This is a genomic window from Caulobacter sp. GW821-FHT10A06 (genome assembly GCF_059415805.1).
The window spans coordinates 418,904-444,588 of the sequence record NZ_JBWKNY010000005.1 but is presented as its reverse complement, the minus strand read 5'-3'; the positions used below and the strand labels follow the sequence as shown (position 1 = coordinate 444,588).

Annotated in this window: 26 protein-coding genes; 13 read left to right on the top strand and 13 right to left on the bottom strand. The window is 67.6% G+C overall.

What is annotated here, in order from left to right; genetic code table 11:
• Positions 1-27: 27 nt before the first annotated feature.
• Positions 28-1,305: a metal-dependent hydrolase family protein gene (locus tag AC07NF_RS16860; RefSeq protein ID WP_494628862.1), complete on the top strand. Its 1,278-nt coding sequence runs from the start codon at positions 28-30 to the stop codon at positions 1,303-1,305.
• Entirely contained in the window at positions 1,305-1,934 is a 630-nt protein-coding gene (locus tag AC07NF_RS16855; RefSeq protein WP_494628863.1) for a hypothetical protein, read from the top strand. The genes AC07NF_RS16860 and AC07NF_RS16855 overlap by 1 nt, the downstream gene beginning before the upstream one ends.
• On the opposite strand, the gene AC07NF_RS16850 is transcribed toward AC07NF_RS16855, so the two are convergent.
• Entirely contained in the window at positions 1,935-2,306 is a 372-nt protein-coding gene (locus tag AC07NF_RS16850; RefSeq protein WP_494628864.1) for a response regulator, read from the bottom strand.
• A gap of 162 nt (positions 2,307-2,468) precedes the next feature.
• Between AC07NF_RS16850 and AC07NF_RS16845 the strand changes: the two genes are divergently transcribed.
• Both AC07NF_RS16845 and AC07NF_RS16840 read left to right on the top strand, forming a co-directional pair.
• Positions 2,469-3,371, top strand: coding sequence for a 5'-methylthioadenosine/S-adenosylhomocysteine nucleosidase (locus tag AC07NF_RS16845; protein WP_494628865.1), 903 nt, complete (start codon positions 2,469-2,471; stop codon positions 3,369-3,371).
• 97 nt (positions 3,372-3,468) lie between these two features.
• Positions 3,469-4,752, top strand: coding sequence for a hypothetical protein (locus AC07NF_RS16840; RefSeq protein WP_494628866.1), 1,284 nt, complete (start codon positions 3,469-3,471; stop codon positions 4,750-4,752).
• Between the two features lie 4 nt (positions 4,753-4,756).
• On the opposite strand, the gene upp is transcribed toward AC07NF_RS16840, so the two are convergent.
• The 3 genes from upp to AC07NF_RS16825 are packed head-to-tail and all read right to left on the bottom strand — an operon-like array spanning position 4,757 to position 8,054.
• Complete coding sequence (upp, locus tag AC07NF_RS16835) at positions 4,757-5,386, bottom strand: uracil phosphoribosyltransferase (RefSeq protein ID WP_454760796.1); 630 nt, start codon at positions 5,384-5,386, stop codon at positions 4,757-4,759.
• Positions 5,387-5,418: 32 nt separating this feature from the next.
• On the bottom strand, positions 5,419-7,587 hold the full coding sequence (locus AC07NF_RS16830; protein ID WP_494628867.1) for a xanthine dehydrogenase family protein molybdopterin-binding subunit: 2,169 nt from the start codon (positions 7,585-7,587) through the stop codon (positions 5,419-5,421).
• A 2-nt stretch (positions 7,588-7,589) separates the two neighbouring features.
• On the bottom strand, positions 7,590-8,054 hold the full coding sequence (locus tag AC07NF_RS16825; RefSeq protein ID WP_494628868.1) for a (2Fe-2S)-binding protein: 465 nt from the start codon (positions 8,052-8,054) through the stop codon (positions 7,590-7,592).
• 175 nt (positions 8,055-8,229) lie between these two features.
• On the opposite strand from AC07NF_RS16825, the gene AC07NF_RS16820 reads away from it, so the two are divergent.
• From AC07NF_RS16820 to AC07NF_RS16795, 6 genes are all read left to right on the top strand, one after another.
• Complete coding sequence (locus AC07NF_RS16820; protein WP_494628869.1) at positions 8,230-8,874, top strand: DUF47 domain-containing protein; 645 nt, start codon at positions 8,230-8,232, stop codon at positions 8,872-8,874.
• Positions 8,875-8,879: 5 nt separating this feature from the next.
• Positions 8,880-9,881, top strand: coding sequence for an inorganic phosphate transporter (locus tag AC07NF_RS16815; RefSeq protein ID WP_494628870.1), 1,002 nt, complete (start codon positions 8,880-8,882; stop codon positions 9,879-9,881).
• The gene (locus AC07NF_RS16810) at positions 9,878-10,447 is read left to right on the top strand and encodes an NUDIX hydrolase (protein ID WP_494655326.1); all 570 of its coding nucleotides are present in this window, start codon (positions 9,878-9,880) and stop codon (positions 10,445-10,447) included. Before AC07NF_RS16815 ends, AC07NF_RS16810 begins: the two co-directional genes overlap by 4 nt.
• Positions 10,448-10,513: 66 nt before the next feature.
• Entirely contained in the window at positions 10,514-11,239 is a 726-nt protein-coding gene (locus tag AC07NF_RS16805; protein ID WP_494628871.1) for an endonuclease III domain-containing protein, read from the top strand.
• Positions 11,240-11,270: 31 nt separating this feature from the next.
• Positions 11,271-12,005, top strand: coding sequence for a DUF72 domain-containing protein (locus AC07NF_RS16800; RefSeq protein ID WP_494628872.1), 735 nt, complete (start codon positions 11,271-11,273; stop codon positions 12,003-12,005).
• A 79-nt stretch (positions 12,006-12,084) separates the two neighbouring features.
• Complete coding sequence (locus AC07NF_RS16795) at positions 12,085-12,498, top strand: Cif family virulence factor (RefSeq protein ID WP_494628873.1); 414 nt, start codon at positions 12,085-12,087, stop codon at positions 12,496-12,498.
• Here the strand turns inward: AC07NF_RS16795 and AC07NF_RS16790 are convergent.
• From AC07NF_RS16790 to AC07NF_RS16755, 8 genes are all read right to left on the bottom strand, one after another.
• Entirely contained in the window at positions 12,495-13,652 is a 1,158-nt protein-coding gene (locus AC07NF_RS16790; RefSeq protein WP_494628874.1) for an META domain-containing protein, read from the bottom strand. The genes AC07NF_RS16795 and AC07NF_RS16790 overlap by 4 nt on opposite strands.
• A 34-nt stretch (positions 13,653-13,686) precedes the next feature.
• Positions 13,687-14,652: a M15 family metallopeptidase gene (locus AC07NF_RS16785; RefSeq protein ID WP_494628875.1), complete on the bottom strand. Its 966-nt coding sequence runs from the start codon at positions 14,650-14,652 to the stop codon at positions 13,687-13,689.
• A gap of 19 nt (positions 14,653-14,671) precedes the next feature.
• A complete protein-coding gene (locus AC07NF_RS16780) occupies positions 14,672-16,168 on the bottom strand; it encodes a CoA-acylating methylmalonate-semialdehyde dehydrogenase (protein ID WP_494628876.1) in 1,497 nt (498 codons plus the stop codon).
• Between the two features lie 68 nt (positions 16,169-16,236).
• Positions 16,237-16,761, bottom strand: coding sequence for a flavin reductase family protein (locus AC07NF_RS16775; RefSeq protein WP_494628877.1), 525 nt, complete (start codon positions 16,759-16,761; stop codon positions 16,237-16,239).
• 38 nt (positions 16,762-16,799) lie between these two features.
• Positions 16,800-17,723 (bottom strand): hypothetical protein, encoded by a 924-nt coding sequence (locus AC07NF_RS16770; protein WP_494628878.1) that lies wholly within the window; start codon positions 17,721-17,723, stop codon positions 16,800-16,802.
• Positions 17,720-18,640 carry a glycosyltransferase family 2 protein gene (locus AC07NF_RS16765; protein WP_494628879.1) on the bottom strand — a complete coding sequence of 307 codons (921 nt, stop codon included), beginning with the start codon at positions 18,638-18,640 and terminating at the stop codon, positions 17,720-17,722. The genes AC07NF_RS16770 and AC07NF_RS16765 overlap by 4 nt, the downstream gene beginning before the upstream one ends.
• Positions 18,640-19,791, bottom strand: coding sequence for a GNAT family N-acetyltransferase (locus tag AC07NF_RS16760; protein ID WP_494629428.1), 1,152 nt, complete (start codon positions 19,789-19,791; stop codon positions 18,640-18,642). Before AC07NF_RS16760 ends, AC07NF_RS16765 begins: the two co-directional genes overlap by 1 nt.
• Positions 19,792-19,888: 97 nt before the next feature.
• Positions 19,889-20,395 (bottom strand): GAF domain-containing protein, encoded by a 507-nt coding sequence (locus tag AC07NF_RS16755; protein WP_494628880.1) that lies wholly within the window; start codon positions 20,393-20,395, stop codon positions 19,889-19,891.
• Positions 20,396-20,453: 58 nt separating this feature from the next.
• Here AC07NF_RS16755 and AC07NF_RS16750 point away from each other — a divergent pair, with 58 nt between their 5' ends.
• The 3 genes from AC07NF_RS16750 (at position 20,454) to AC07NF_RS16740 (ending at position 23,226) form a co-directional block, all read left to right on the top strand.
• Complete coding sequence (locus AC07NF_RS16750) at positions 20,454-20,657, top strand: hypothetical protein (protein WP_494628881.1); 204 nt, start codon at positions 20,454-20,456, stop codon at positions 20,655-20,657.
• A gap of 11 nt (positions 20,658-20,668) precedes the next feature.
• Positions 20,669-21,442 (top strand): hypothetical protein, encoded by a 774-nt coding sequence (locus AC07NF_RS16745; protein WP_494628882.1) that lies wholly within the window; start codon positions 20,669-20,671, stop codon positions 21,440-21,442.
• Between the two features lie 98 nt (positions 21,443-21,540).
• Positions 21,541-23,226 carry a GH39 family glycosyl hydrolase gene (locus AC07NF_RS16740; protein ID WP_494628883.1) on the top strand — a complete coding sequence of 562 codons (1,686 nt, stop codon included), beginning with the start codon at positions 21,541-21,543 and terminating at the stop codon, positions 23,224-23,226.
• Here AC07NF_RS16740 and AC07NF_RS16735 read toward each other — a convergent pair.
• Entirely contained in the window at positions 23,223-25,571 is a 2,349-nt protein-coding gene (locus AC07NF_RS16735) for a methyl-accepting chemotaxis protein (RefSeq protein WP_494628884.1), read from the bottom strand. The genes AC07NF_RS16740 and AC07NF_RS16735 overlap by 4 nt on opposite strands.
• Between the last annotated feature and the right edge of the window lie 114 nt (positions 25,572-25,685).

Here is a 25,685-nt window from a genome sequence, read left to right as displayed (position 1 = left end):
GCTGGGCGTCCAACCACAGAGTCGTTCATGCGCCGCCTGCTCACCGCCCTCGCCCTGATCCTGACGCCGGGCCTTGCCCAGGCCGCCCAGCCGATCCTGCTCAAGCCCGCTCGCGTCTGGACCGCCGAGAATGCCGGCCCGCCGCGCGAAGGCTGGGCCGTGCTGGTCAAGGACGGCAAGATCGCCGCCGTCGGACCCGCCGCCCAGATCGACGCGACCGGGGCCGAGGTCGTCGACCTGCCGGGCGCGACGGTGATCCCGGGCCTGATGGACCTGCACAGCCACCTCTTCCTACATCCCTACAACGAGACCCTGTGGGACGATCAGGTGCTGAAGGAGACACCGACCTACCGCACCCTGCGCGCGGCGGTGCAGGCCAAGGCGACGCTGGAGGCCGGCTTCACCACCCTGCGGGACCTCGGCACCGAGGGCGTCGGCGCGGCCGACGTGCCGCTGCGCAAGGCGATCAATGACGGGCTGATCCCCGGTCCGCGCCTGTTCGTGGCGACCAACGCCATCGTCGCCACCGGCTCGTACGGCCCGGCTCGCAAGAACTACAATCCCGAGGCCGAGCTGCCCCAGGGCGCCCAGGAAGCCAGCGGCGTCGCCGAGGTGGTCAAGGCGGTGCGCGAGCAGGCCGGCGCGGGCGCGGACTGGATCAAGGTCTATGCCGACTATCGCATCGGCCCGGACGGCTCGACCCAGCCGACCTTCTCGATCGAAGAGCTGAAGGCCTTGGTCGACGCGGCCCATTCCAGCGGCCGGCCGGTCGCCGCCCACGCCTCCAGCGACGAAGGCATGCGCCGGGCCGTGCTGGCGGGCGTCGACACCATCGAGCACGGCTATGGCGGCAGCGACGCGACCTTCAAGCTGATGGCCGAGAAGGGCGTGGTGTTCTTCCCGACCCTGACGGCGGTCGAGAGCACCTCGACCTATTTCGGTGGTTACATCGCCGGCAAGACGCCACCGACGGCCGCCATGACCAATGCCGAGCGCGCCTTCAAGCTGGCGGTGAAGAACGGCGTCACCATCGGCATGGGCAGCGACGTCGGGGTGTTCAAGCACGGCGACAACGCCCGCGAGCTGGTCTGGCTGGTCAAGGAGGGCATGACGCCCGTCCAGGCCCTGCTGGCCGCCACGGCCGTCGACGCCAAGGTGTTGGGCCGCGCCGGCGACCTGGGTCAGCTGAAGCCCGGCTACCTGGCCGACATCGTCGCCGTCCAGGGCGACCCGACCCAGGCGATCGAAGCGACGAAAGACGTCGTCTTCGTCATGAAGGGCGGCCAAGTGGTGCGGCGTCCGTGATGCGCGCCCTGCCCGCCCTCCTGCTGGTCCTCGCAGGCCCCGCCCTGGCCCAAACCGACCAGGGCACGATGCAGCAGCACGACACCTTCCGCGACGCCGCCACCGCGCCGCTGGAGGATCTGAACCTCAAGCAGAAGAGCATCCCGGCGGTGCTGCAGCGCGCTGTCGCCGATCCCTACGACATGACCGGCCTGAACCGCTGCGAGCCGATCGCCGCCGAGATCGGCCGGCTGGACGCGGCCCTGGGGCCCGATCTCGACGAGGCTCCTCCGCCCGACAACCGCTCGAAGGGCAAGAAGGTCGCCGACGCCGCCTACGGCGTGGGCGTCTCCGGCGTGCGCGACACGACGCGGGACGTGCTGCCGTTCCGCAGCTGGATCCGCAAGCTGACCGGCGCGGCCAAGCACGACAAGGCGATCGCCAAGGCCATCCAGTCGGGCGGTGTGCGGCGCGGCTACCTCAAGGGCGTCGGCATGCGGATGAACTGCGCCCCGCCGGCGGCGCCCAGCTGGTTCGTACCGGTTGAGGTCAAGAAACCCACCGCCCCCGCCAAGGCGCCCAGTCTGTTCGAAAACTTCCTGGCCTGGTGCAACGAGACCCTCGCCTGGCTGAAGGGCCTGATCGGCTAGCTATTTCAGCATCGCCCGGACTTCGCCGACCAGCTTGGGACCGTCGAACGGCTTCATCACATAGCCCTTGGCGCCCAGCTGCATGGCCTGGACGATGCGGTCGAAGCGCCCGTCGCCGGTCAGCATCAGCACCGGAATGGCGGCGGCGTCGGATTCCTTGATGGTCTTCAGGGCGTCCAGGCCGCTCAGGCCCGGGATGCGCACGTCCAGCAGAATGGCGTCCGGCTTGCGAACGGCGATCGCGGCGATCAAGCGCGCAGCGTCGGAAAAGCCGACGACCTCCAGCCCGTCGCGCGCCAGAAAGGTCTCGATCAGCTCCAGCGTCGGCTCGTCGTCATCGGCGACGTAGATCAACGGTACGCTCTTGGACATCGATGGCCTGGACTCGTGTTCGACTCTGCATGCCGTTCGAGCGGTTGAAGCTCAAGATGGTTAAGGCGTCAAACCACGTTCTCAGGTTTCGAACGCTTTCGGTCTGAGGCGCTTGGGTCCGCGCCGCCGGGCGGCTAAGGCTTGGCCATTGAAGGAGTCGTCATGCGCCTGCCCGCTCTCGTTCTAGCCTGCCTCATCCTCATTGCTTCGCCTGCCATGGCCCAGCGTCTGGACCAGACCCCGCGCGTGGCCGTGATCTCGGCCTTCCCGCCCGAGATCGGCGCCCTGAACGCGGCGACCGGCGAGCAGAAAACCTACGACGTCAACGGCGTGCGGTTCATGACCGGCAAGTTCGAAGGCAAGCCGGTCGTGGTGTTCCTGAGCGGTGTGTCGATGGTCAACGCGGCCATGACCACCCAGATGGCGCTGGACCGCTTCAACATCACCCGCATCGTCTTCTCCGGCATCGCCGGCGGCGTCGACGAGGGCCTGGACATCGGCGACGTCGTGGTCGCCGACCAGTGGGCCCAGAACCTGGAGAGCGCCTTCGCTCGCGAGACCGACAAGGGTTTCGAGGTCCAGTCGTTCATCCGCAACAGCGACCTGGCCAACTACGGCATGATCTATCCGCGCGGGATCGTCCTGCCCGGCGACGCCCTGGGCGCCCCGGCCCGCGTCTGGTTCCCGGCCGATCCAGTCCTGCTCGACACCGCCCGCAAGGTCGCAGCTTCGGTCGCCCTGCAACGCTGCGCCGCCGACAAGTGCCTGGTCCATCCGCCCAAGGTGGTGGTGGGCGGCAAGGGCGTCTCTGCCCCGGTGTTCCTGGACAACGCCGCCTACCGCAAATATCTGCGCGCGACGTTCGACGCCCGCGTGGTCGACATGGAAAGCGCCGCCGTCGCCCATGTGGCCCTGGTCAGCAAGACCCCCTTTATCGCCTTCCGCAGCCTCTCGGACCTGGCCGGCGGCGGCGCGGGCGCCAACGAGATGGGGACCTTCATGGCCCTGGCTTCCGACAACTCGGCCACGGTGGTGAAGGCGTTTGTGAAGGCGCTGGCGGACTAGGCGCAAAACACCCGCCAGAGCTGTATTCCAATTGCCTTTCCGCTGAAGTTAAGCTTTAGTGAACGCCGTTCTTTGAACGGCGGCCGGGGGCGGTGAGATGCGTGAGAAGCTAGGCAGGCTGTTCGCGTTCGTCGGCGCGGGCGCTTTGATCCTCATCGTTTGCGCCATCGGCTACAACGCCATCCACAATCGGAAGGTCTGCACCGGCTCCGCCGTTTCGGACTTCCAGGAACAGCTACGCCCCGAGAACAAGCCTGAGCAAAAAGCGCTCTTCTCCAAGGGCGGCAGGTTCGGCGCCAATGGGCAGCTCTGCTTCGCCTGGCAGCCGAAGGTCTATTTCAAGACGGAATTCGAACTTCGCGACAAGCTGAACGCCAAACTGACGACCGCCAAGACGGAAGAGGATGCTGCCGGAAACGCGCCGGGCGGCACGGAGGCGGAAAAGACCGCCAACAAGACCCGCCTCAAGGCAGCGAAAGACGCGCGTGAGCTGATCGAGGCAGAGATCGCCAAGATCCCGAAGGAAACGGATATCGCGATCTTCATCGATGGCGTGGAGACCGGGGCCTCCTTCGAAGCGCGGGTCGCCGACACCGTGGACGGTAAGACGCTCCCTTGGCAGAGCATCGATCTACGGGCGCCCGAGAGTTCCAACACCCAGGCCGCCAAGGACTGGCGCTACCTGTTGCAAGGGATCGGCCGCGATGGGAGCCGCCCCGTCGAGGTCGGCCTTGGCGACAAGGGCGCGAAGATGCCGCGCGCGTTCGCGCGGGTCACCAACTTGAGGATTTCCGCCTATGAACACGCCTGGCTGCTCGCCGGCGCGGCAGCCTTCGTCCTGCTCATCGTCGGCCTCGTGATGCTCGGCTGGGACACCGCGTTGCTGCGGACGGCGCCGGTCATTGGTCAGATCAAACCGCCGTTCAGCCTGGCGCGCGTCCAGATGACATGGTGGTTCTGCCTGACCCTGGGCGGGTTTCTCTTCATCTGGCTGACCTCAGGGCAATGGATAGAGGTCATGACGTCCAGCGTCGTGACGCTGCTCGGCATCTCGAGCGTCAGCGGTCTGGCGGCCGTGGCGATCGATGCGGGAACAGCGCCGGCTCCAGCAAACCCGGCGCCGCCAGCAAATCCGCCCGCGCCGCCACAGCCACCACCGGAAATCTCGAAAGGCTTCTGGAAGGACCTCCTTTCGGACGGTCAGTCCATCGTCCTGCACCGCGTCCAGATGCTGACATGGACGGTGGTTTTGGGACTGATTTTCGTCTGGTCCGTCGTGTGGAACTATGCCTTCCCAACCTTCGACACGAACCTGCTGATCTTGGCTGGCATCGTGAACGGGGTGTATCTGGGCTTCAAGTTCCCCGAGAACAGGCCGTAGGGTCCTACCGCGTCCCGAACGTGCGATCGCCCGCGTCGCCCAGGCCCGGCACGATGTAGCCGTGCTCGTTCAGCGTCGCGTCCACCGCCGCCGTCCAGATCGGCACGTCGGGGTGGGCGGCTTGCAGGGCGTCGACGCCGGGCTGGGCGGCGAGCAGGCAGACGAAGCGCAGGTTGGTGACGCCGGCGGCCTTCAGGCGGGCGATGGCGGCGATGGCCGAGTGGCCGGTGGCCAGCATCGGGTCGACCACGATGACCAGGCGGCCGGCGATGTCCTCGGGCGCCTTGAAGTAGTACTCGACCGCTTCGAGCGTCTCGTGATCGCGATAGAGGCCGATGTGGGCGACGCGGGCCGACGGGACCAGGTCCAGCATGCCCTCGCACATGCCCAGACCCGCGCGCAGGATCGGGGCGAAGACCAGCTTCTTGCCGGCGATCTCATAGGCCGTGGTCGGGGCGACCGGGGTCTCGATCTGGACGGCGTCCATCGGCAGGTCGCGGGTGATCTCGTAGCAGATCAGGGTCGCGACCTCGCGCATCAGGGCGCGGAAGGTCTTCGTCGAGGTCTGCTTGTCGCGCATCTTGGTCAGCTTGTGCTGGACGAGCGGGTGGCTGACGACGGTGACCTGCGACATGGGATAGTCCTGCTAGAGAATACCTTCCGGTCCTAGGCCACTTGGTCCCCCACCGGCAAGGACCGGATGCGCTTGCCCGTCGCCGCGAAGATGGCGTTGCACAGCGCGGCCGGGGCCGGCGGATAGGCCGGCTCGCCCAGGCCCGTCGGGTTGTTGTCCGAGAGCTTGAAGTGGACCTCGACGTCGAAGGCGTCAGCCATGCGCAGCAGCGGGAAGTCGCCGAAGTTGCTCTGGGTCGTCGCCCCGCCCTCGAAGATGATCTCCTGGGCCAGGGCCGCGCCGACGGCGTCCAGCACCGAGCCCTGCACCTGCTGCTCGGCGCCCTTGGGGTTGATGATCTGGCGACCGCAGTCGGCGGCGGCCCAGGCCTTGTCGACCTTCAAGGAACCGTCCTTGACCGTCACCTGAATGACCACCGCCACATAACCCATGTGGCTGTAGTGGCAGGCCACGCCCATCCCCGTGCCGGCCGGCAGCTTGCGGCCCCAGCCAGACTTCTCGGCGACCAGGTCCAGCACGCCGCGCATACGGCCGGTGTGGAAGCTGTCGCCCTTGCCGACCTCGCCCAGCAGGCGCGGTTCGCCCAGCAGCTCGCGGCGGAAGGCGACGGGGTCCTTGCCGGCGGCCAGGGCCAGTTCGTCGGTGAAGCTTTGCAGCACGAAGCCGAAGGCGTTGTTGCCCGGCGCCCGCAGCGGCCCGGTCGGCGCGCCCAGCGGCATGACCGAAACCTGGACGCGGTAGTTGTCGACCGCCCGGCACGGGAACTGGGTGGCGTTGAAGCCGCAGCTCGGCGCGAACCGCTCGCCCTCGCCGAAGCTGACGAAGTGGTCGTTCCAGGCCACCAGCTTGCCCGAAGCGTCCAGGCCGGCGGTCAGGTTGTGCCAGCCGCCGGGGCGGTAGAAGTCGTGCTGGATGTCGTCCTCGCGCGTCCAGATCAGCTGGACCGGGACGCCGGCCTTGGCCGCGATCGCCGCGGCCTCGACCATGTAGTCGTTGTTCAGGCGCCGACCGAAACCACCACCGCCGCGCACCAGGTGGATGGTGATCGCCTCTTCCGGCACGTTCAGGGCTGCGGCGACCAGCTTGCGGCCGGGCTCGGGGTTCTGGGTCGGGGCCCAGATCTCGACCTTGCCGTCCTTCACCACAGCCGTGCAGTTCTGCGGCTCCAGCGGCGCGTGGGCGATGAACGGATAGCTGTAGGCGGCGCTGACCGTCTTGGCCGCGCCCTTCAGGGCCGCGTCGACATCGCCGTCGGCGCGGTCGACGCGTTGCGGCAGGGCCTTGGCCAGCTCGGCGGCCTTGGCGGCGAAGGCGGCGCTGCTCTGGGCCGAGGTCGGGTGATCGGCCCATTTGATCTCGAGCGCCTCGCGGCCCTTGCGCGCCGCCCACCAGCTGGTGGCGACCACCGCCACGCCGGGCAGCAGGCCATTCAGCGCCGTCCCGCCCTCGATCACGAAGGCGTCCTTGACGCCCTTGACCGCCTTGGCCGGCGCCAGATCGACCGAGGCGACCTTGGCCCCGAACACCGGCGCCTTGGCGAAGGTGGCGAACAGCATCCCCGGCACGCGGGTGTCGATGCCGTACAGCGGCTTGCCCGTGGTGATGGCGTCGAGGTTCTGGCTCTTGTGGCTCTGGCCGATGATCCGGAAGGCCTTGGGGTCCTTCAGGGTCAGGCTCTTGGGATCGGGGGCCGGCAGCTTGGCGGCGTCCTCGACCAGCTCGCCATAGGCCGCGCGGCGGGCGCCGGAGATCACAATGCCCCGCTCGGTCGAGCAGCTTTCCACCGGCACGCTCCAGCGCGTCGCGGCGGCCTGGATCAGGAGCGCTCTAACCGTCGCGCCGACCCGGCGCAGGCCATCATATTCCAGCGTCGTGGCCATACTGCCGCCGGCCACCTGGCGGCCATAGACCTTGGTGTCGGCGATGGCCTGTTCGACCGTGACGACCGACCACTCGACGTCCAGCTCCTCGGCGATCAGCATCGGCAGCGAAGTCTTGATCCCCTGCCCCACCTCCGGGACCTTCGAGGCGATGGTCACCTTGCTGTCCGGACCGATGCGGACATAGGCGTTGACCTGGGTCGCGCCGGCGGCGCTGCCCTCGGCAGCCATGGTGAAGCTGAGCAGCAGGCCGCCACCGGTCGCAGCGCCGCTCGTGAGCACGAAGCGGCGGGTCGGGTCGCGCAGGAACTCGCCGTCCATGATCAAGCCTCCACCTGGCCGGCGGCGACCTTGATCGCCTTCTTGATGCGGATGTAGGTCGCGCAGCGGCACAGGTTGCCGTTCATCGCCGCGTCGATATCTTCGTCGGTCGGCTTGGGCTTTTCGGTCAGCAGGGCCGTGGCCGACATGATCTGGCCGGCCTGACAATAGCCGCACTGGGGCACGTCGATGGCCTTCCAGGCCTCCTGCACCCGCTTGCCCACCGGCGACTTGCCGACGCCCTCGATGGTGGTGACCTTCTTCTTGCCCACGCTCTCGACCGGGGTGACGCAGGCCCGGACCGGCGCGCCGTCCAGATGCACCGTGCACGCCCCGCACAAGGCCGCGCCGCAGCCGAACTTGGCCCCGACCAGGCCCAGCGTATCGCGCAGCACCCACAGCAGCGGGGTGTCGCCATCGACGTCGGCGGTCTTGGTCTCGCCATTGATGCTGAGCGTGAAGGCCATGACGTACTCCGGTCCTCAAGGTTGCAGCGATCCTGCCTTAACGGCGCCGTTCGCGCGAGGACCGTCACATAAGTTTCACAGATAGGATTTGACGGGCAAATCCTTCCGTGGTTCCGGTGCGCCGCGCGCGATCCGTTCACGGACGAATGCGACTCCACAGCAAGGAAAGACGCTGATGCTGGGCTTGTTCAAGGCCGTCATGCCGAAGGAAGACGCCTTCTTCGACCTGTTCTCCGCCCACGCGCGGACCCTGGTCGCCGGAGCCGAGGCTCTGCACGACATGACCGCGGGCGGTGACGCCGTCGAGGCCGCCAGCGCGCGGGTCTACCAGTACGAGGACGAGGCCGACGAGGTCACCCGCCAGGTGATGGTGGCCGTGCGCCGCAGCTTCATCACCCCGTTCGACCGCAGCGACATCCAGAGCCTGACGACGTCTCTGGACGACGCCATCGACCAGATGCGCAAGACGGCCAAGGTGGTGAACCTGTTCGAGGTCAAGACCTTCGAGCCGCAGATGCGCGAGATGACCCGCATCATCGTCGAGGCCGCCAAGCTGACGGAAGAAGCCGTCGCCCTGTTGCCGAAGATGCGCCTGAACGCCGGCAAGCTCAGCGAGATCGCGGTGCGGATCACCGAGATCGAGGAACAGTCGGACGTCATGTACGACGAGGGCCGCAAGGCGCTGTTCCTGGCCAACCGCACCGGCGATCCGATGGCCTTCATCGTCGGCGTCGACATCTATAGCCACCTGGAAAAGGTCATGGACCGCTTCGAGGACGTGGCCAACCGCATCAGCGGCATCGTCGTCGAACAGGTCTGATCGCCGTGGATCCCACGTTCATTATCCTGGTCTTCCTGGTCGTCGTCGCCCTGGCGTTCGACTTCCTGAACGGCCTGCACGACGCCGCCAACTCAATCGCCACCATCGTCTCGACGCGGGTGCTGTCGGCCAAGTGGGCCGTCATCTGGGCGGCGTTCTTCAACTTCATCGCCTTCCTGTTCTTTGGCCTGCACGTGGCCAAGATGGTCGGCTCGGGCATCGTCGACCCGCACGTGATCAGCGACCGGCTGATCTTCGCGGCGCTGATGGGCGCGATCAGCTGGAACCTGCTGACCTGGTGGGCGGGCATCCCGTCGTCCAGCTCGCACGCGCTGATCGGCGGCCTGGTCGGCGCGGCCATCGCCAAGGTTGGCGGCATCGGCGCCATCCAATGGGCCGGGCTGGGCAAGACCGCGGCCGGCATCATCGTCTCGCCGACCATGGGCTTCCTGCTCGCTCTGGTTCTGGTGTTGATCGTCTCGTGGACCTTCGTGAAGAGCTCGCCGTTCTTCGCCGATCGCATCTTCCGCAAGCTGCAGTTCGTCTCGGCGGCGCTGTACAGCCTGGGCCACGGCGGCAACGACGCGCAGAAGACCATGGGCATCATCGCCGCCCTGCTGTTCGCGCACGGCGCCACCGACCAGCCGGGCCACATCCCGTTCTGGGTGGTGCTGGCCTGCCAGACGGCGATGGGGCTGGGCACGCTGTTCGGCGGCTGGCGCATCGTCCATACCATGGGCAGCAAGATCACCCGCCTGACGCCCATGCAGGGCTTCTGCGCGGAGACCGGCGGCGCGATCACGTTGTTTTTGGCCACCCATGTGGGCGTTCCTGTCTCGACGACTCACACGATCACAGGCGCTATTGTGGGCGTCGGCGCCTCGCGCCGGGTCTCGGCGGTTCGCTGGGGCGTCGCCAAGGACATCGTCACCGCCTGGATCGTCACCCTGCCGGCTGCGGCTCTGACGGCGGCGCTGTTCTATTACCTCGGGTTCTGGATGAAGTGACCGACGTTGGGGGGAAGCAGGACGGACGCAAGTCCGGAGGCGGCGGCGGCAAGCGCCGCCAGGTCGCCGCCCTCCCCTGGCGCGGCGAGGGCGAAGCCTTGCGCATCCTGCTGGTCTCGTCGCGCGAGACCCGCCGCTGGGTGATCCCCAAGGGCTGGCCGATGAAGGACAAGACCGACTTCCAGGCCGCCGCCACCGAAGCCTATGAAGAAGCCGGCCTGGTCGGCGTCATCGCCGAGCAGCCGATCGGCGAATACGAGTACCTCAAGAAACTGAAGAGCGGCGCGGCCCGCCTCGTGAAGGTCGACGTCTATCCGCTGGAGGTCGCTAGCGAACTCGAGACCTGGCCGGAAAAGGGCCAGCGCACCCTGGAGTGGATGGAGCCCGTCGAGGCCGCCCTCGCCGTCCAGGAGCCGCAGCTGCGTGACCTCATCGCCCGCTTCGCCGGCGTCGCGCTGCCCGAGGAAGAGCGTCCTGACCCGCATCCCGCACCGACGCCCGTGCGCGTGGCCTTCCAGCGCCTGCGTCGCCGGGTGACGGCGCTCTGGGGTCGCTACCGAAGCTAACAGGCTGTGGACAAGTTCACGCGGAGCGCATAATGTTCTCATTATGTTCTTGCGCGGCGAGTTCCCATGCAGCTGTCCCTAGGCCTTGCCCGATCCCCGCTGGAAAGCGTGCGCGACGCCCTGCTCTGCGAGTTTGGCGCCCAGCGGCCGGTCGCGCGGATGGATCCGATCTCGCAGCTGGTGAAGGCCTCGATCAGCGGCCGCACCCTGGACGCCGTCTCGTGGGCCGCCTTCCTGCGCCTGCGCGCCGAGTTCAAGTGCTGGGAAGACTTGGCCCGTGCGCCCGTCGCCGCCGTGGCCCGGATCATCGACGACGTCACCTTCCCCGGCGACAAGGCCCGCCACCTGACCACCGCCCTGAAGATGATCGAGGCCAAGGTCGGCTGGCTGTCGCTGAGTCACCTCAAGACGCTGGAGGTCGATCAGGCCCGCTGGGAACTGCAGGCCCTGCCCGGCGTGGGCGTAAAGGTCGCCGCCTGCGTGCTGAACTTCAGCGACCTGGCGATGCGGTCGCTGGTCGTCGACACCCACATCGACCGGGTGGCCAAGCGGATCGGACTGGTGGGTTCGGGGGATACGACCCACACCTACCACACGCTGATGGGCCTGGCGCCGGACACATGGACCGCTGACGACCTCTTCGAACTGCACTGGCTGATGAAGCGCGGCCTGGGACAGATGCTGTGCCCCCACGAGGGACCGAAATGCGGAGCGTGTCCGGTGAAGGGCATGTGCGCCAAGGCGGGCGTGGGTCACAGCGCCGATGTTCTGGCCTGGCGGCCGCGAGGCTGAACCTGACACGATGTCGTGCGCTGATGGGAGCATGACCATCCGCATCGGCACGGCCGGCTGGAGCTTTCCGCGTGACCTCGACTTCCCGGTCGAGGGGACGGGCCTGGAGCGTTATGCGGCGCGGTTCGATTGTGTGGAGATCAACTCCTCTTTCTATCGGCCGCATCAACGGAAGACCTATGAGCGTTGGGCCGCCAGCACGCCAGCGGACTTCCGGTTTTCAGTGAAGGTTCCGCAGGCGATCACCCATGAGCGGCGGCTGGTCGGGGTCGACGACCTGCTCGCGCGGTTCCTGGACGAGACCACTGGCCTGGGCGGCAAGCGCGGGCCGCTGCTGGTGCAGCTACCGCCGAGCTTGCGGTTCGAGGCGGATCGGGTTGGGGCGTTTCTGGAGACCTGGCGCGCGCTCACCAACGCGCCGACGGTGCTGGAGCCTCGGCATGCGAGCTGGTTGGCGGACCCGCCGGAGCGGATGCTGGCCGACTTCCAGGTCGCGCGCGTGGCCGCCGACCCGGCCGTGGTTCCGGCGGTGGCCGAACCCGGCGGCTGGCCTGGCCTCGTCTATCGCCGCTGGCACGGCTCACCGGTGATCTACGAGAGCGCCTATTCGGTGGAGACGCTGGAAACCCTGGCGGCGCGGCTGATCGAAGAGCCCGACACCTGGTGCGTCTTCGACAACACCAAGTTCGGCGCGGCCACGCGGGATGCCTTGAGAGTCATCGACCATCTGTGGAACCGCCCTCGTCCTTCGACAAGCTCAGGATGAGGGCTACTGGTAGGCCCCATAAGTAGAAACCTCACCCTGAGCCTGTCGAAGGGCGAGGTTTCGGCCCCACGGAGTTGCCATGTCCGCCCCAGACCCCGCCATGATGGCCGCGCCCAAAGCCCTCGCCCGCTTCCTCGAATCCGGCGACGCGGCCTTGCTGGACGGCGTGTTCTCCGACAACGACGTCACGATCCTCGAGAATTTCCCGCCGCACGTCTTCAACGGCCAGGCCGGCCTCGCCGAATGGAAGGCGCTGATGGCCAAGCATGTCGGGGCGATCAACGCACTGCGCCACACGTTCGAGCCGCCGCAGGACTTCGGCGTCACCGGCGACACCGTCCACTTCACCCTGCCCACCCGCTGGCGCGGCGTGCGGGACGGCAAGGCCTTCAGCGAACTGGGCGGCTGGACCTTCGTGCAGGTCCGCGAGGGCGACCGCTGGCGGATCCGCTCGTACGGCTGGGCGGTCGTGGCGTTTGCCTGGGAAACCTAGCGTTGATCGCTAAGCTCGGGCCGTCTTTCCTTCGGCTCGGCCCTGTAGATCCACATCGTCTTGCCATCGGCGAAGGTCAGATGGATCTCGCCATAGGATCTCATCCTGAGCGTGGCCGTCGTCACGCCCGGAGGCAGCTGGACGCCTTCGGCCCAGTCGTCGACGGGAAGCGGCGCCGCAGGCGCGCGGCAGCCCGTAGTGTCCGGAAAGGCAAAGGACAGCCTGTCTCCGCGCAGGCTGAAGTCACCCTGGCAGTTTTCCCACTGGCCGACCCGCCCACCGGAGAAGGCGAACCGGTACCGCTCGTGCCGTCCGGATGCCTCCCGAATATCGCCGTACCACAACCCGTCGAGCGTCCATCGACCGCGTGGCATGCGCTCCCAGTTCGAAAGGGGCGCCAGCTGCAGGCCGCCGTCATCTCGCGGATAGAGGGCCATGCCAAAATAGGTTCCCCGCACCCTGTGGGCGCCCGAGATCAAGGCGCTGCCCTTGCAGGCGGGCGTCTCGTCCAGCGCCAGATGCAGGAACCCGAATGCCTGCCAGAAGCGTCCTGTGCAGCCGACCGCATCGTGGTAACGCCCCCGACGGAAGTGCGCCGTTGGCCGAGGCGCCGACCGGTCCGCCTTGGACCCAAGTAGCGCCCAGTCGCCTTCGACGGAGCGCGGCGGCCTGGGCAAGCGCGCCATCCGCAGGCTGTGATTGTCCGACGTCGTCAGCAGCAGGTCGTCGGACGTCAGGCATTGGAACTTCACCGCCCGGCCGAGACGCTGCCAGATCAGGTCGTCCAGCGCCATGCCGGACGCGCCTCCGTCCGCGTCGCGACAGGCCATGACCGTGCCGGACATATCCTTGATCCGGATACGCCCGTCGCGATGGGACACGTACTCGCCGCCGATCCCATTGCAGCCCCCGCCAGCGGAGATCCACCCTTTCGCGAAGGCGATCCTGCCGCGATCAACCGGCTTTCCGTCGATATGGGTCAGTCGCCAGGCCCCTTGGGGAGAACCGGAGACCGGCGGGATGAACTCACCCGACGCCAGCATCTTCCCGCCGGTCTTGTCCTTGCCGTCGTCCAGATAGCGCGGCTTCTTCTGCTGGCAGCCCGCCAGCGCCGTCAGGACGAGAATGGCGATAAGGAACCTTGAGGGGCGCATGGCGGAAATCTGCGCCCTAAAGTTGAACGAAGCCCTAGCCGCCCGCCAGCTGCGTGAAGGTCTTCGTCCCGATCGGGTAACGCTTCCAGTCGTTGAAGTCGAAGTGCCACCACTCCTCGGGATAGACGGTAAAGCCCTCGGCCTCCATCGCCTGGCGCAGCACCAGCCGCCGGGCGCGCTGCGCCGTCGTGCCGCCCACGAAGTCGGCATAGGAGCGGGTCGAGAACTCGTCGTAGCGGCCGGGCATTTCGACGGCCTTGCCGGTCTTCAGGTCGTACAGGGTCAGGTCCACCGCGCAGCCGCGGTTGTGGCGCGAGCCCTGGGACGGGTCGGCGACGAACACGTGGTCCTCGGGCGGGGTCGCGTCCCAGAACATCCAGGTGACGTACCAGGGGCGGTAGGCGTCGTGGATCAGCAGGCCATAGCCCTTGGCCGTCAGCGCCTTGTGGATCCGCCCTAGGGCCTCGGCGGCGGGACGCTGCATATAGGCGGCCGGCTTCTCGTACAGCGGGATGCCCATGAAGTTGTCGGGCGTGGCGTACCAGATGTCGAGCTTGATGCCCGGATCGATGGTCGTGACGTCGACCAGGTCGGACGGCAGGCGATCGGTCTCGACCGGCGGCGTCGCGGCCAGGGCGCGTTTGCGCAGGGCCACCGGGTCGGCGCGGACAGCCTTGTGGATGCGGTCGCGCGTCTCCGAGCCGAAGTCGTGGAAGGCCAGAGTTTTGCCGTTCAGGCGCACCGCGCCCTTCTCCAGCGCCAGCTCGCCGCCGCCCATGATGGCGTAGCGGTCGCCGCCGATCAGCGTCAGCCGCGCGGACGAGAAACCCTCGCCGTCGATGTGCAGCGCGCCGTCCTTCTCGAAGACGGTGAAAGGCGCGGCCTTGTCGCCGTACTGGCCGATGGCGGCCCACTCGGCCTTGGTCTGGCCGAACGCGGCCGGAGCCAGGAGCCCGGCGGCGGCGATGGACAGGAAGGATCGTCGAACCAGCATGCTCATCACCACCGCCCCCTGAAGGCTATTTCATCGTCGGGATGACGAAGCTGGAGTCCCCAACCTCGCCTTCCGGCCAGCGGGCGGTCACGGTCTTGACCTTGGTGTAGAACTTCACGCCCTCGACGCCGTGCTGGTTGGTGTCGCCGAAGGCCGAGCGCTTCCAGCCGCCGAAGGTGTGGTAGGCCACCGGCACCGGGATCGGCACATTGATGCCGACCATGCCGACATTGACGCTGGCGGCGAACTCGCGCGCCGCGCGGCCGTTGCGGGTGAAGATGGCGACGCCGTTGCCGTACTGGTGTTCGGACGGCAGGGCCACGGCTTCCTCGAAGCTCTCGGCGCGGACGATCTGCAGCACCGGGCCGAAGATCTCTTCCTGGTAGGTCTTCATGCCCTTCTTGACGCCGTCGAACAGCGACGGGCCGATGAAGAAGCCCTTCTCAAAGCCCTGCAGCTGGAAGTCGCGGCCGTCGACGACCAGTTCGGCGCCCTCTTCCTGGCCGATGCGGATGTAGTCGGCGATCTTGGCGCGGTGCTGGCTGGAGACGACCGGGCCGTAGTGGGCGTCCAGATCGGTGGAGACGCCGACCTTCAAGGACGCGATCTCGGCGACCATCCGCTCGCGCAGCTCGTCGGCGGTGTTCTTGCCGACCGGCACGACGACCGGCAGGGCCATGCAGCGCTCGCCGGCCGATCCGAAGGCCGCGCCCGACAGGTCCTTCACGACCTGGTCCAGGTCGGCGTCGGGCAGGACGATGCCGTGGTTCTTGGCGCCGCCCATGGCCTGGACGCGTTTTCCGTGCGCCGTGCCGGTCTGGTAGACGTAATGGGCGATGTCCGAGGAGCCGACGAAGCTGACCGCACGGATCAGCGGATGGGTCAGGATGGCGTCCACAGCGCTCTTGTCGCCGTGCACCACGTTCAGCACGCCGGCCGGCGCGCCGGCTTCCATCATCAGCTCGGCCAGCTTCACCGGCACGGTCGGATCCTTCTCCGACGGCTTGAGGATGAAGGTGTTGCCCACAGCGATGCTGATGCCGAACATCCACATCGGGATCATGGCTGGGAAGTTGAACGGGGTGATGCCCGCGCACACGCCCAGCGGCTGGCGCATCGAATAGACGTCGATGCCGGGACCGGCGCCTTCCGTGTATTCGCCCTTCAGGATGTGGGGGATGCCGCAGGCGAACTCGATGACTTCCAGGCCCCGCTGGATGTCGCCCTTGCTGTCGGCGATGACCTTGCCGTGCTCGGACGACAGGATCTCGGCCAGGCTGTTCATGTCGCGCTCGATCAGGCGCTTGAACTCGAACATCACCCGGGCGCGGCGCTGCGGGTTGGTCGCGGCCCAGCCGATCTGCGCCTTGGCGGCGACCTGGACGGCGGCGTCAAGCTCGGCGTCGGTCGCGAACTGGACGCGGGCCTGGACCTCGCCGGTGTTGGGATTGAAGACGTCGCCGAACCGGCCGGAGGCGCCGGCCAGGGTCTGACCGTTCACGAAATGGGCGATGTCTCGCATGATGCGCTCCCTAACGCTGTTTTTTGGCGTCAATAGCATCCAAGGTTCGCGCCGTATCGCGCGAAATTCTACTCCGCATCCACATGGACGCGACGGAACCGACCTTGCAGATAGACCAGCGGCTCGTGGTCGGGGTCGTAGCGCAGTTTCACCACCCGCCCGACATAGACCCGGTGATCCCCGGCGTCGAAGACGTGGTGCGTCTCGCACTCGAAATTGGCCATGCAGCCGGGCAGGATCGGCACGCCGGTCCGCCAGGCCTCGGTGTCGATGCCGGCGAAGCGGTCGGTGTCCTTCTGGACGAACTGGCGGGCCAGGGTCTGGTGCTCGGCGTGCAGCACATTGACCGCCCAGCGCCCGGCGGCGTCCAGGGCCGGCAGGCTGGACGACTTCAGGTCGACGCAGACCAGCGCCAGCGGCGGATCCAGCGACACCGAGGTGAAGGAATTGGCCGTCAGCCCGACCTTGCGCCCGTCCTCGCAGACGGTCGTGACCACCGTCACCCCGGTCGTGAAGCATCCGAACGCGTTGCGCAGGGCCCGGGCGTCGTGCTCGGCGCCCTCCCCCAGTTCGATCGTAACCGCTTTACTCATCACCTAAGCAGTGGGGCAAAGCGCGGCGCCCTTCAAGATCAGCCGTGCGCTTGGTCGATCAAAACGCCCGGTCGCGCTGCATCCAGGCCGAAGGTGACCGGCAGGTGACGCACATGCGGCGTCTGCAGGCCCAGAGCCTTGGCGCCGCGCGCGACGGCCAGCTTGCCCAGGGCCGTGGGGCCAAAGCCGTTCTGCACGCGCGGGCTCATGCCCATGCGCCGGCGCAACACGCCGTTGGCGTAGATCACGTTGGCGCGCATCAGAGCCGGCGGGGTCATGAATTCGATCGAGATCGAGACGTTCAGCATCGGGCCGTTCTCGATCCGGTGCGGGGCGTTCTGCTTCCAGGTCACCATGTTGCCCGGCGTCAGCAGCACCTCCTGCGCGCCCTTGTCCCATTCGGGCTCGAAGGCGAACTGCTCGGCGGTCTCGCGCAGCACGATCTTCTCCAGGGCCAGGTCGCCCACATAGGGGTCGGCCACCGGATAGACCCACACCTTCTTCTCGCCGCGGATCTGCCACAGCGAGACCAGCGGGACGTCCAGGTGGTAGAAGACCTGGGCGTTGGCGCTGCTGATCAGCATGCCGACGTCGCGCTTGAAGGTCTTCAGGCCCGGAACATGGGCCTCCTTGTCGGCGAAAATCTCGTCGCTCAGCGCGGCGTATTCCGGCACGTGGTCGTTGGTCTGGCGCAGGTTCAGCCAGATGCGGCCGCTCTTGGCCCCCTCCAGCAACTGGTCGCCGGTCAGATTGCCGCCCGAGCCCTTGCGCCAGGTGGTCCAGGCCTTGGGGTCTTCGCCCATGGTGAAGACGCCCAGCTTGTCGCGCGGATACATGTCCAGCAGGCGCGCCAGGCCCTCGTCGTCGAACATCGGACGCTCATGCAGGGCGTGCTTGAACATCAGGTTCTCGCGGCCGAAGGCCTTGGCCTTCTCCTGCGACCAGTCGGTGATCACGCTCACGCGGTCCTCCCGTAGAAATGGATCTTGAAGGGTCCCCACCACAGGGTCTTGCCCAGGCCTCGCGCGGCGCGGTCCAGCCAGGCGGCGCGGTCGCGGGCGCGGGTCAGCCACTTGAAGCCGGCGACGACGCCGAAGACGGCGGCTTGACCCAGGCCAATGACCATCCAACGGGCGACGCCGGCAGTGTCGCGCGGCTGGGCGGCGGCGCAGTGCGCCGTCGGTCCCTGGCCATAGGCGAAGGCGCGCGGGATCGTATAGGCCAGGGTCATGCGGCTGGGTACGGGCTCTTCCCAGACCCAGGCGGCAGGCTCCCAGGCGAAACGCGCGCCGGCGGCCTGCATGTGGCCGAACAACATGTCGTCCTCGCCGCCGATGTGGTTGCGCTCGACCGCGAACGGCGCGACCGGATCCGGCAGGGCCGCGCGGCGCATCAGGCTGTCGCCGCAGCCGTAATAATGGTCCAGTAGCTGCGCCTCGGCAGGGCCTTCGCGCGAGAAGAACCGCTCCAGATAGTCGCGATGCTCGACGATGTGGTCCGGAGCGCGGGTCCTCACGGGGCCAAACACCACGTCGGCCTCGTAGCGCGCCTGGGCCGCAAGCAGCGCCGCCAGCCAGCCAGCCGGGGCCTCCTCGTCGTCGTCCAGGAAAGCGATGAACTCGCCCGAGGCGCGGGCCATGCCGGCGTTGCGGGCGAAGGCGACGCCGGGGCGCTTTTCGTTGACGTAGATCACCGGGAACGGCGCGGTCTTGGCCAGGTCGTCGACCACCGGCTTGGCCGACGGGACCTGGTCGTTGTCGACGATCACCAGCTCCAGCGCGGCGAAATCGACGCCGGTCTGGGCGAACACCGAGCGCGCCGCGACGGCCAGGCCGTCGGGGCGTCGCTGGGTCGGGATCATGATCGTCACGCGCGCCATCAGGCCTCCGGATGCTCTCCGCCACGGCGCTGCGCCTTCGAGGCCACGGCCTCGACGAAGTCGCGCACGCGGCCGGACATGGTCAGCTCGCTGCTGGCGATGGCGTCCATCCGCCGGCGCAGCTGGCCGACCGGCCCCGCGCCGTGGGCGCCGGCCATGTTCCAGACGCTCTCCATCGACGACGCCACGCGCCCGCCGATGCCGGAGGCCGTCGCGGCCCCCTCGCCGATCGTGATGCTGTTCAAGGCGTAGGACCGCTTGTAGTGGTCGTGGCCGGGACCGAGATCGTAGCGGGTGAGGCCCAGCGCCGGCATGGCGGCGATGGCGCGCAGGAAGAAGATCTGCCCCGGCGACCAGGTGGCGTGCTCGGGGTTCATCGAAGCGAGCCAAGGATGATAGGTCGCGCCCTGGCGGACGCCGAAATGGCCGCCGACCAGCGTGTCGCCGGCATAGAGGTTGATCATCAGACCGCGGAAGTCGCTGTCGCGGACCGAGAACAAGTCGGCCATCAGCTCGCGCGTCCAGTCGGCGCGCAGGAAATCGTGCATGCCGGTGCGCAGCAGCTGCTCGCGCTTCCAGTCGATCAGTTGGTTGAAGGCGTCGCGCGAGACGTCACCGGCCACCAGGCGCACCGGCCCGACCTCGCGGTCCAGCTTGTTGTCCAGGCGGCGGTAGTTCTTGATCTTCTTGGGGCTCGCGGCCCGGACAGCCTCGAGATAGTCCTCAGCGGACGTCTCGGCCAGGTCGATGACATAGGCCGTGCGGTCGGTCTCGGGCGAGGCCGGGAAGACACCGTTCGGATCGATCAGGCCGGTATAACGGAACACCGAGACGTCGGCGGCGCGCAGCACCTGTGCCAGATCAAGTCCCGCATCGGGACGGGCCACCAGGCCGTGATAGTCCGACAGCGGCGAGCCGATCGGCCGCGCCAGGCCGCCCGGACGGCGGTGGAACGGCAAGAAGCCCAGGGTCACACCGTCGCGGCGGATCACCGCAACGCGTGCATCTTCACGAACTTTTCCAACGGCTTGCGTGAAATCGGGTCCCAGCAGCGGGTTGCCGAACCCGGCCTGAGCCATGGCCAGGCTCCGCCACAGCGCCACGTCATCAGCGCTCAACAGGCTCGGGTGAAGGGTCTCGACGTCCATCATGTCCACCTGTCCTACTCCGGCTCGGGTTAGGGAAAGATGGACCTCTCGCTGCAATCAGCGGGCCATGTGTGGGGAATCCGACGAAGCGGATACCCATTTATGCAATCGTCGTCTCGAAGGTCGCTTTGATGATCTTTTCGAGCCAGTGCTGGTCGGTCTCGTCGAACGCCGCGAGCTGGTCGGAATCGACGTCGAACACCGCGATCAGCTGGCCGTCGGGACCGAAGACCGGCACGACGATCTCGCTCTGCGAGCGGCCGTCACAGGCGATGTGGCCCGGGAAGGCGTGCACATCCGGCACCAGTTGGGTCTGGCCCGTGGCCGCCGCCGCGCCGCAGACGCCGCGCCCGTAGGCGATGCGCAGGCAACCCAGCGTGCCCTGGTAAGGCCCGACCACCAGCTCGCGTTCCTTGTCGGGATCCACGACGTAGAAGCCGGTCCAGAAATAGCTGTCGAAGCTGTTGGCCAGCATCGACGCCACCGTCGCCATGCGCGCGGTGACATTGGGCTCGCCGTCCAGCACGGACGCGATCTCCTCGGCGACCTCGGCATAACGGGTCGCCTTGTCGGCGGAGAGGGTGAGGTCGTTGAACGCTTCGGCCATGGTTGCGGATATAGCGCAGGCGGCGGCCTTGGCAATTCCGCCGTGATACTCATATAGTTTGGGCATGAAGGTCACTTCGCCCGCGATGATCGAAGCGTTGGACGAAGCCCGCGGCGACAAGTCGTGGGACGAATTCATCGCAACCGCGCGCCGCACGCGCGATGGGGCGATCATTGTCCCGCGCCCCAAGTCCGAGCAAGCCTTGGCTCGCCCACAACGGCGCGGCCTCTTCGGCCTGATGGCGCGCACGGCCAACCGCTGACCCGCTGAGCCGTGACGTTCAGCTACAATCTGGTCCTGGCGCTTTTTCTGCTCGCACCAGGATTTGCATTCGTCGCTGGAATCTACGCCACCGGCCGCACGGCGATCCACGAAGCGTCCCCACCACCACCCAACTCGATCATGGCGCTGGCCATGGTCACCGGCGGTTCTCTGGTCGCCCACACCGTCGCCGCCGTCATCTTTCTCCTGTGCCACGTCCTCAACACGTGGACGCGGTGGCATTGGCCGACGCTCGACCCGAACCCGTACTACCAGGCAAGGCATCTCGCCGCCGCTGACGGGCTGGCGACCTCGGCGAGCTTCGCCTGGATCCTCTCCCTTCTGACCATGCTCTGTCTCGGGACCTATCTCGCCACCCGAGCCGTCATGAACAGCCCGATCGGGCGCAGCGAACTGATCGGCGGCGCGCTCTACGGCTGGTTCTGGCAGATCGAAAAAACGCAGGGCGCCTATGCCTACGTCCTGACGCAGTTCGAGAACGACCATGGAACCGTCGGCTATCAGGGGCTGCTGGAATACGTGACCCTGGATGCCGAGAAGCAGATCTCGTCCCTGGTCCTGACGCGGGCCGAACCCTTCAGCCTGACGGTGCTGGAGGATCGGCACATCCTGCGCACCCCCACCCCGCGCGCCGACAAGAAGCTGCGGGTCCTGCTGACCAAGGCCGAGATCAAGAACATCGTGTACACGCCGCTGGTGTTCGAAGACGACCAGGGCGTCGAGGCCGACGACAGCGATCCGATCGTCGCGCTCGGCAGCGACTGACGCAGCCCCACTTTTGTCTGACAATATTCTCAGCCTCCCGCTATCCATGCTAGGCATCCCCGAACGGCGCGAGCACAGCGCCTCAAGGGAGTGAAGTCATGCGGAATGGCGTTGGTCTCGGCTTGCTGGCCGCCCTGTCACTGACGAGCATCTCGGCCTTCGCTCAGACAACAGCGCCCCTTCCCGTCGCCATCACCGTCGACGCCGGCAAACCGCAGGAAGAGCTCCGTCCCATCTGGCGGTTCTTCGGGGCGGACGAGCCGAACTACGCGACCATGAAGGATGGGCGAAAGCTGCTCGGCCACCTGGGCGCGCTGAAGCCCAAGAGCGTCTACTTCCGCACCCACAATCTGCTGAACACCGGCGACGGCACCCCCGCCCTGAAGTGGGGCAGCACCAATGTCTATACCGAGGACGCCCAAGGCCGGCCGGTCTACGACTGGACCATCCTGGACCACCTGTTCGACACCTATCTGGCCGCCGGCGTTCGCCCGTATGTCCAGATCGGCTTCATGCCCAAGGCGTTGTCGACCAACCCCGAGCCCTACCAGCACGCCTGGCGGCCGGGCTTCGACTACAACCTGATCAGCGGCGGCTGGGGCTATCCGCCCAAGGACTACGACAAGTGGTCCGAGCTGGCCTACCAGTGGGTGCGCCACTGCATCGAGCGCTACGGCCGGGCCGAGGTCGAGACCTGGTACTTTGAGGTCTGGAACGAGCCGAACGGCCCCGCCTACTGGAAAGGCACGCCGCAGGAGTTCCACAAGCTGCACGACTACGCCATCGCCGGGGTGCGCCGCGCCTTGCCGACGGCGCGGGTGGGCGGACCCGACGTGGCCGGCAGCGGCGGCCAGTTCATGGAGGACTTCCTCACCCACGTTACCGACGGGACCAACTACGCCACCGGGCAGAAAGGCACGCCGACCGATTTTCTGGCCTTCCACGCCAAGGGCTCGCCGAAGTTCGTCGATGGTCACGTCCAGATGGGCATCGCCAACCAGCTGGCCGGCATCGACAAGGGCTTTTCGATGATCGCCGCCCGGCCGGCGCTGAAGGACAAGCCGATCGTCATCGGCGAGTCCGACCCGGAGGGCTGCGCGGCCTGCCAGGGACCCAGCCTCAGCTACCGAAACGGCACGGTCTATTCCAGCTACACGGCCGCCAGCTTCGCGCGCAAGCACGACCTGGCCAAGCGGCGCGGGGTGACCCTGGACGGGGCCCTGACCTGGGCGTTCGAGTTCGAGGACCAGCCCTATTTCGCCGGCTTCCGGCAGCTGTCCAGCAATGGCCTGGACCTGGCCGTGGTCAATGTCTTCCGGATGTTCAGCCTGATGGGTCCGCGCCGCATCGAGGCGGTCAGCTCAGGCCAGATCCCGCTGGACGAGATCATGGCCAAGGGTGTGCGCGGAGCGCCCGACGTCGGGGCCCTGGCCAGCCTGGACAAGAACCGCGTGGCGATCATGGTTTGGAACTATCACGACGACGACGTGCCCGGCCCGGCCGCCGATGTCAGCCTGGACCTGAAGAACCTGCCCAAGGGCTTTTCGGGCGGGAAACTGACCCACTACCGGGTCGATCAGGATCACGGCAACGTCTACGGCGCCTGGCAGCGGATGGGCTCGCCGATGGCGCCGACCAAGGCCCAGTACGACGCGCTGGAAGCGGCCAGCGGCCTGGCCGTCATCGACGGCTCGCCGCCGACCTGGGCCAAGACGGGCGCGACCGTAACCTTCCAGCTACCCCGTCAGGGCGTGTCGCTGCTGGTGCTGGAGCGAAAGCCCTAGAACTCTTCCCACTCGCCCGGACGATTGCTCGGCTGCACCTTCAAGGCGCTGGAGCCCTGGACGTAGCGTTGGCGGAAGCTTTCGCGGGTCGGCGCGGCGGCCGGGCGCGGAGCCGGCGCGGCGGGACGACGCTCGGCGCGGGCCGGCATCTCGTGGACCACCGCCCCGACCTGGAAGCGGCCGATCAGGCGTTCCAGCTCGGCGGCTTCGGTCGAGAGGGCATGGCTGGCGGCGGTCGACTGCTCGACCATCGCCGCGTTCTGCTGGGTGACCTGGTCCATCTGGTTCACCGCCTGGTTCACCTCGGCCAGGCCGACGGCCTGTTCCTTGGACGAGGCGGCGATCTCGCCGACCAGTTCGTTGATCTCGGCCACCTGGGTCAGAATCTGCTCCAGGGTCTCGCCGGTCTCGCCGACCAGCTTCACGCCCTTGCCGACCTCGGCGGTCGAGGCGCTGATCAGGCCCTTGATCTCCTTGGCCGCGTCGGCCGAGCGCTGGGCCAAGGCCCGGACTTCCTGAGCGACCACCGCGAAGCCACGGCCGGCTTCACCGGCGCGGGCGGCTTCGACGCCGGCGTTCAGGGCCAGCAGGTTGGTCTGGAAAGCGATCTCGTCGATGACGCCGATGATCTGGGTGATCGACTGCGAGGACTTCTCGATGCCGCCCATGGCGACGACAGCTTCCTTCACCACCGCGCCGCTGCGTTCGGCGGCGGCCTTGGCGCTGATCGTCACCTGGCGGGCGCGCTCGGCGCCTTCCGAGCTGCGTTTCACCGTGGCGGTGATCTGGTCGAGGGCGGCGGCGGTCTGCTCCAGGCCGGCCGCCTGGCGTTCGGTGCGCTGCGAGAGATCGTCGGCGGCGCCGCTGATCTCGGCGCAGCCGGTGCGGATGCTGCGGGCGGCGTTGAGGATGCCGGCCATGGTGGTCTGCAGGCTCTCAACGGCGGCGTTGAAGTCGCGTGGCATCTTCACCGCATCGCCCTGGAACTCGTCCTCGCGCATGCGCCAGATCAGGTCGCCGTCGACCAGGCGCTCCATGCCCTCGCCCAGCGCGTGGACGGCCTTGGCCTGGGCGGCGGCGAAGGCTTGCGCCTCTTGCTCGTGACGCTGGCGCTGGATTTCGGCGGCGGCGCGTTCGGCCTCCTGCTCGGCCCGGCGGCGCTGGCCATCGGCCAGGTCGTGACGGAAACCGTCCAGGGCGCGGGCGATGGCGCCGATCTCGTCGCCGCCGTCGACGCCGGGGACGGCCTCGTCATAGCGGCCGGCCGACAACTTATCGACCGAGCGAGTCAGGCCCGTCAGCGGCTTCTTGACCAGGGCGGCGCTGGCGAAGAACAGCGCGGCCAGCACGGCGGCAGTGATGACCAGGCCGCCGACGAACAGGATCTTGGCCAGGCGGTCGGCGGGACCGGTGATGGCGGCCACTGGCACGTCCATGACGAGAGCCCAGGTGGTGTTCAGCGCCGGGATCGGCACGGGGCGGACGATACGCGCCATCGGCACGCCATCCTCGACCACGCCCTTGATCTCGACCGCCGCGCCGCCGGCCAGCACGTTCTTGACCTCATCGGCGCCGACATCGGCATAGGCTTGAGTGCGCTTGGACGCGTCGGGGTGGGCGATCCACTTGCCGCTGGGCGACAGCATCATCACCCGGCCGCCGCCCAGGGGCTTCAGCTCGCCCAGGGTCTTGGAGACGCTGTCCAGGGCCATGTCCAGGCCGGCCGCGCCGATGAACTGGCCGTGCGAAAACACCGGATAGACGACCGACGTCATCAGCACCGACTTGCCCGCGACGTCATAGGAATAGGGCTCGACGACCGTCGACTTCCCGGTCTGCTTGGGCACGGCGTAGTACGGCTCGGCGTACTCGTTGCCCTGGTCCAGCGGCTGGAAGATCACCTTGTCGCCGTCGTGCACCCAGTAAGGCGAGAAGTTGCCGGCCTTGTTCGAGCCTGAGGCGGTGTTGCCGGCGAACTCGGCGTCCTTGCCGTCGAAGGCGTTCGGCTCGGCCATGTACCAGCTGCCCAGCACCATCTCCGAGGACTCGGCGTTGGGCTTCAGCATCTGGACGACGGTGGCCCGGTCGCGCAGGCCGGCCTCGTGGGCGGCGCCGATCGAGACGGCCATCGACCGCACGGTCGACTGCACCTTGCCGATGTCGGCCTGCACGCTCTGGATCGCGTCGTCGGCGACGGCGCCGGCGTAGCGGTTGGTCAGGCCCGAGACGATGGTCGCCGTGTGCGACGACACCGCGACCGCCGCGGCGATGAGCAGAAAGCCAATCGCAAGACCGGCGACCAGGATCAGTTTCCAGGCGATGGTCAACCGACGGAACGCTGTCATTTCAAAGGTCTCCGGCCGCGAGCGATGGCGTTAACCATCTCTTCGCGACCGAATCCTAAAGCCCGCGTTAACTACGCCGTAAGCGCGCTGAACTGCGACAATCCGCGCGCCTCA

What these genes read in the sequence shown, in the direction of transcription:
- AC07NF_RS16860 (WP_494628862.1), top strand. Translation starts at nt 28, where the DNA reads ATGCGCCGCCTGCTCACCGCCCTCGCCCTGATCCTGACGCCGGGCCTT.
- AC07NF_RS16855 (WP_494628863.1), top strand. Translation starts at nt 1,305, where the DNA reads ATGCGCGCCCTGCCCGCCCTCCTGCTGGTCCTCGCAGGCCCCGCCCTG.
- AC07NF_RS16850 (WP_494628864.1), bottom strand. Translation starts at nt 2,306, where the DNA reads ATGTCCAAGAGCGTACCGTTGATCTACGTCGCCGATGACGACGAGCCG.
- AC07NF_RS16845 (WP_494628865.1), top strand. Translation starts at nt 2,469, where the DNA reads ATGCGCCTGCCCGCTCTCGTTCTAGCCTGCCTCATCCTCATTGCTTCG.
- AC07NF_RS16840 (WP_494628866.1), top strand. Translation starts at nt 3,469, where the DNA reads ATGCGTGAGAAGCTAGGCAGGCTGTTCGCGTTCGTCGGCGCGGGCGCT.
- upp (WP_454760796.1), bottom strand. Translation starts at nt 5,386, where the DNA reads ATGTCGCAGGTCACCGTCGTCAGCCACCCGCTCGTCCAGCACAAGCTG.
- AC07NF_RS16830 (WP_494628867.1), bottom strand. Translation starts at nt 7,587, where the DNA reads ATGGACGGCGAGTTCCTGCGCGACCCGACCCGCCGCTTCGTGCTCACG.
- AC07NF_RS16825 (WP_494628868.1), bottom strand. Translation starts at nt 8,054, where the DNA reads ATGGCCTTCACGCTCAGCATCAATGGCGAGACCAAGACCGCCGACGTC.
- AC07NF_RS16820 (WP_494628869.1), top strand. Translation starts at nt 8,230, where the DNA reads ATGCTGGGCTTGTTCAAGGCCGTCATGCCGAAGGAAGACGCCTTCTTC.
- AC07NF_RS16805 (WP_494628871.1), top strand. Translation starts at nt 10,514, where the DNA reads ATGCAGCTGTCCCTAGGCCTTGCCCGATCCCCGCTGGAAAGCGTGCGC.
- AC07NF_RS16800 (WP_494628872.1), top strand. Translation starts at nt 11,271, where the DNA reads ATGACCATCCGCATCGGCACGGCCGGCTGGAGCTTTCCGCGTGACCTC.
- AC07NF_RS16795 (WP_494628873.1), top strand. Translation starts at nt 12,085, where the DNA reads ATGTCCGCCCCAGACCCCGCCATGATGGCCGCGCCCAAAGCCCTCGCC.
- AC07NF_RS16790 (WP_494628874.1), bottom strand. Translation starts at nt 13,652, where the DNA reads ATGCGCCCCTCAAGGTTCCTTATCGCCATTCTCGTCCTGACGGCGCTG.
- AC07NF_RS16785 (WP_494628875.1), bottom strand. Translation starts at nt 14,652, where the DNA reads ATGAGCATGCTGGTTCGACGATCCTTCCTGTCCATCGCCGCCGCCGGG.
- AC07NF_RS16780 (WP_494628876.1), bottom strand. Translation starts at nt 16,168, where the DNA reads ATGCGAGACATCGCCCATTTCGTGAACGGTCAGACCCTGGCCGGCGCC.
- AC07NF_RS16775 (WP_494628877.1), bottom strand. Translation starts at nt 16,761, where the DNA reads ATGAGTAAAGCGGTTACGATCGAACTGGGGGAGGGCGCCGAGCACGAC.
- AC07NF_RS16765 (WP_494628879.1), bottom strand. Translation starts at nt 18,640, where the DNA reads ATGGCGCGCGTGACGATCATGATCCCGACCCAGCGACGCCCCGACGGC.
- AC07NF_RS16760 (WP_494629428.1), bottom strand. Translation starts at nt 19,791, where the DNA reads ATGATGGACGTCGAGACCCTTCACCCGAGCCTGTTGAGCGCTGATGAC.
- AC07NF_RS16755 (WP_494628880.1), bottom strand. Translation starts at nt 20,395, where the DNA reads ATGGCCGAAGCGTTCAACGACCTCACCCTCTCCGCCGACAAGGCGACC.
- AC07NF_RS16740 (WP_494628883.1), top strand. Translation starts at nt 21,541, where the DNA reads ATGCGGAATGGCGTTGGTCTCGGCTTGCTGGCCGCCCTGTCACTGACG.
- AC07NF_RS16735 (WP_494628884.1), bottom strand. Translation starts at nt 25,571, where the DNA reads ATGACAGCGTTCCGTCGGTTGACCATCGCCTGGAAACTGATCCTGGTC.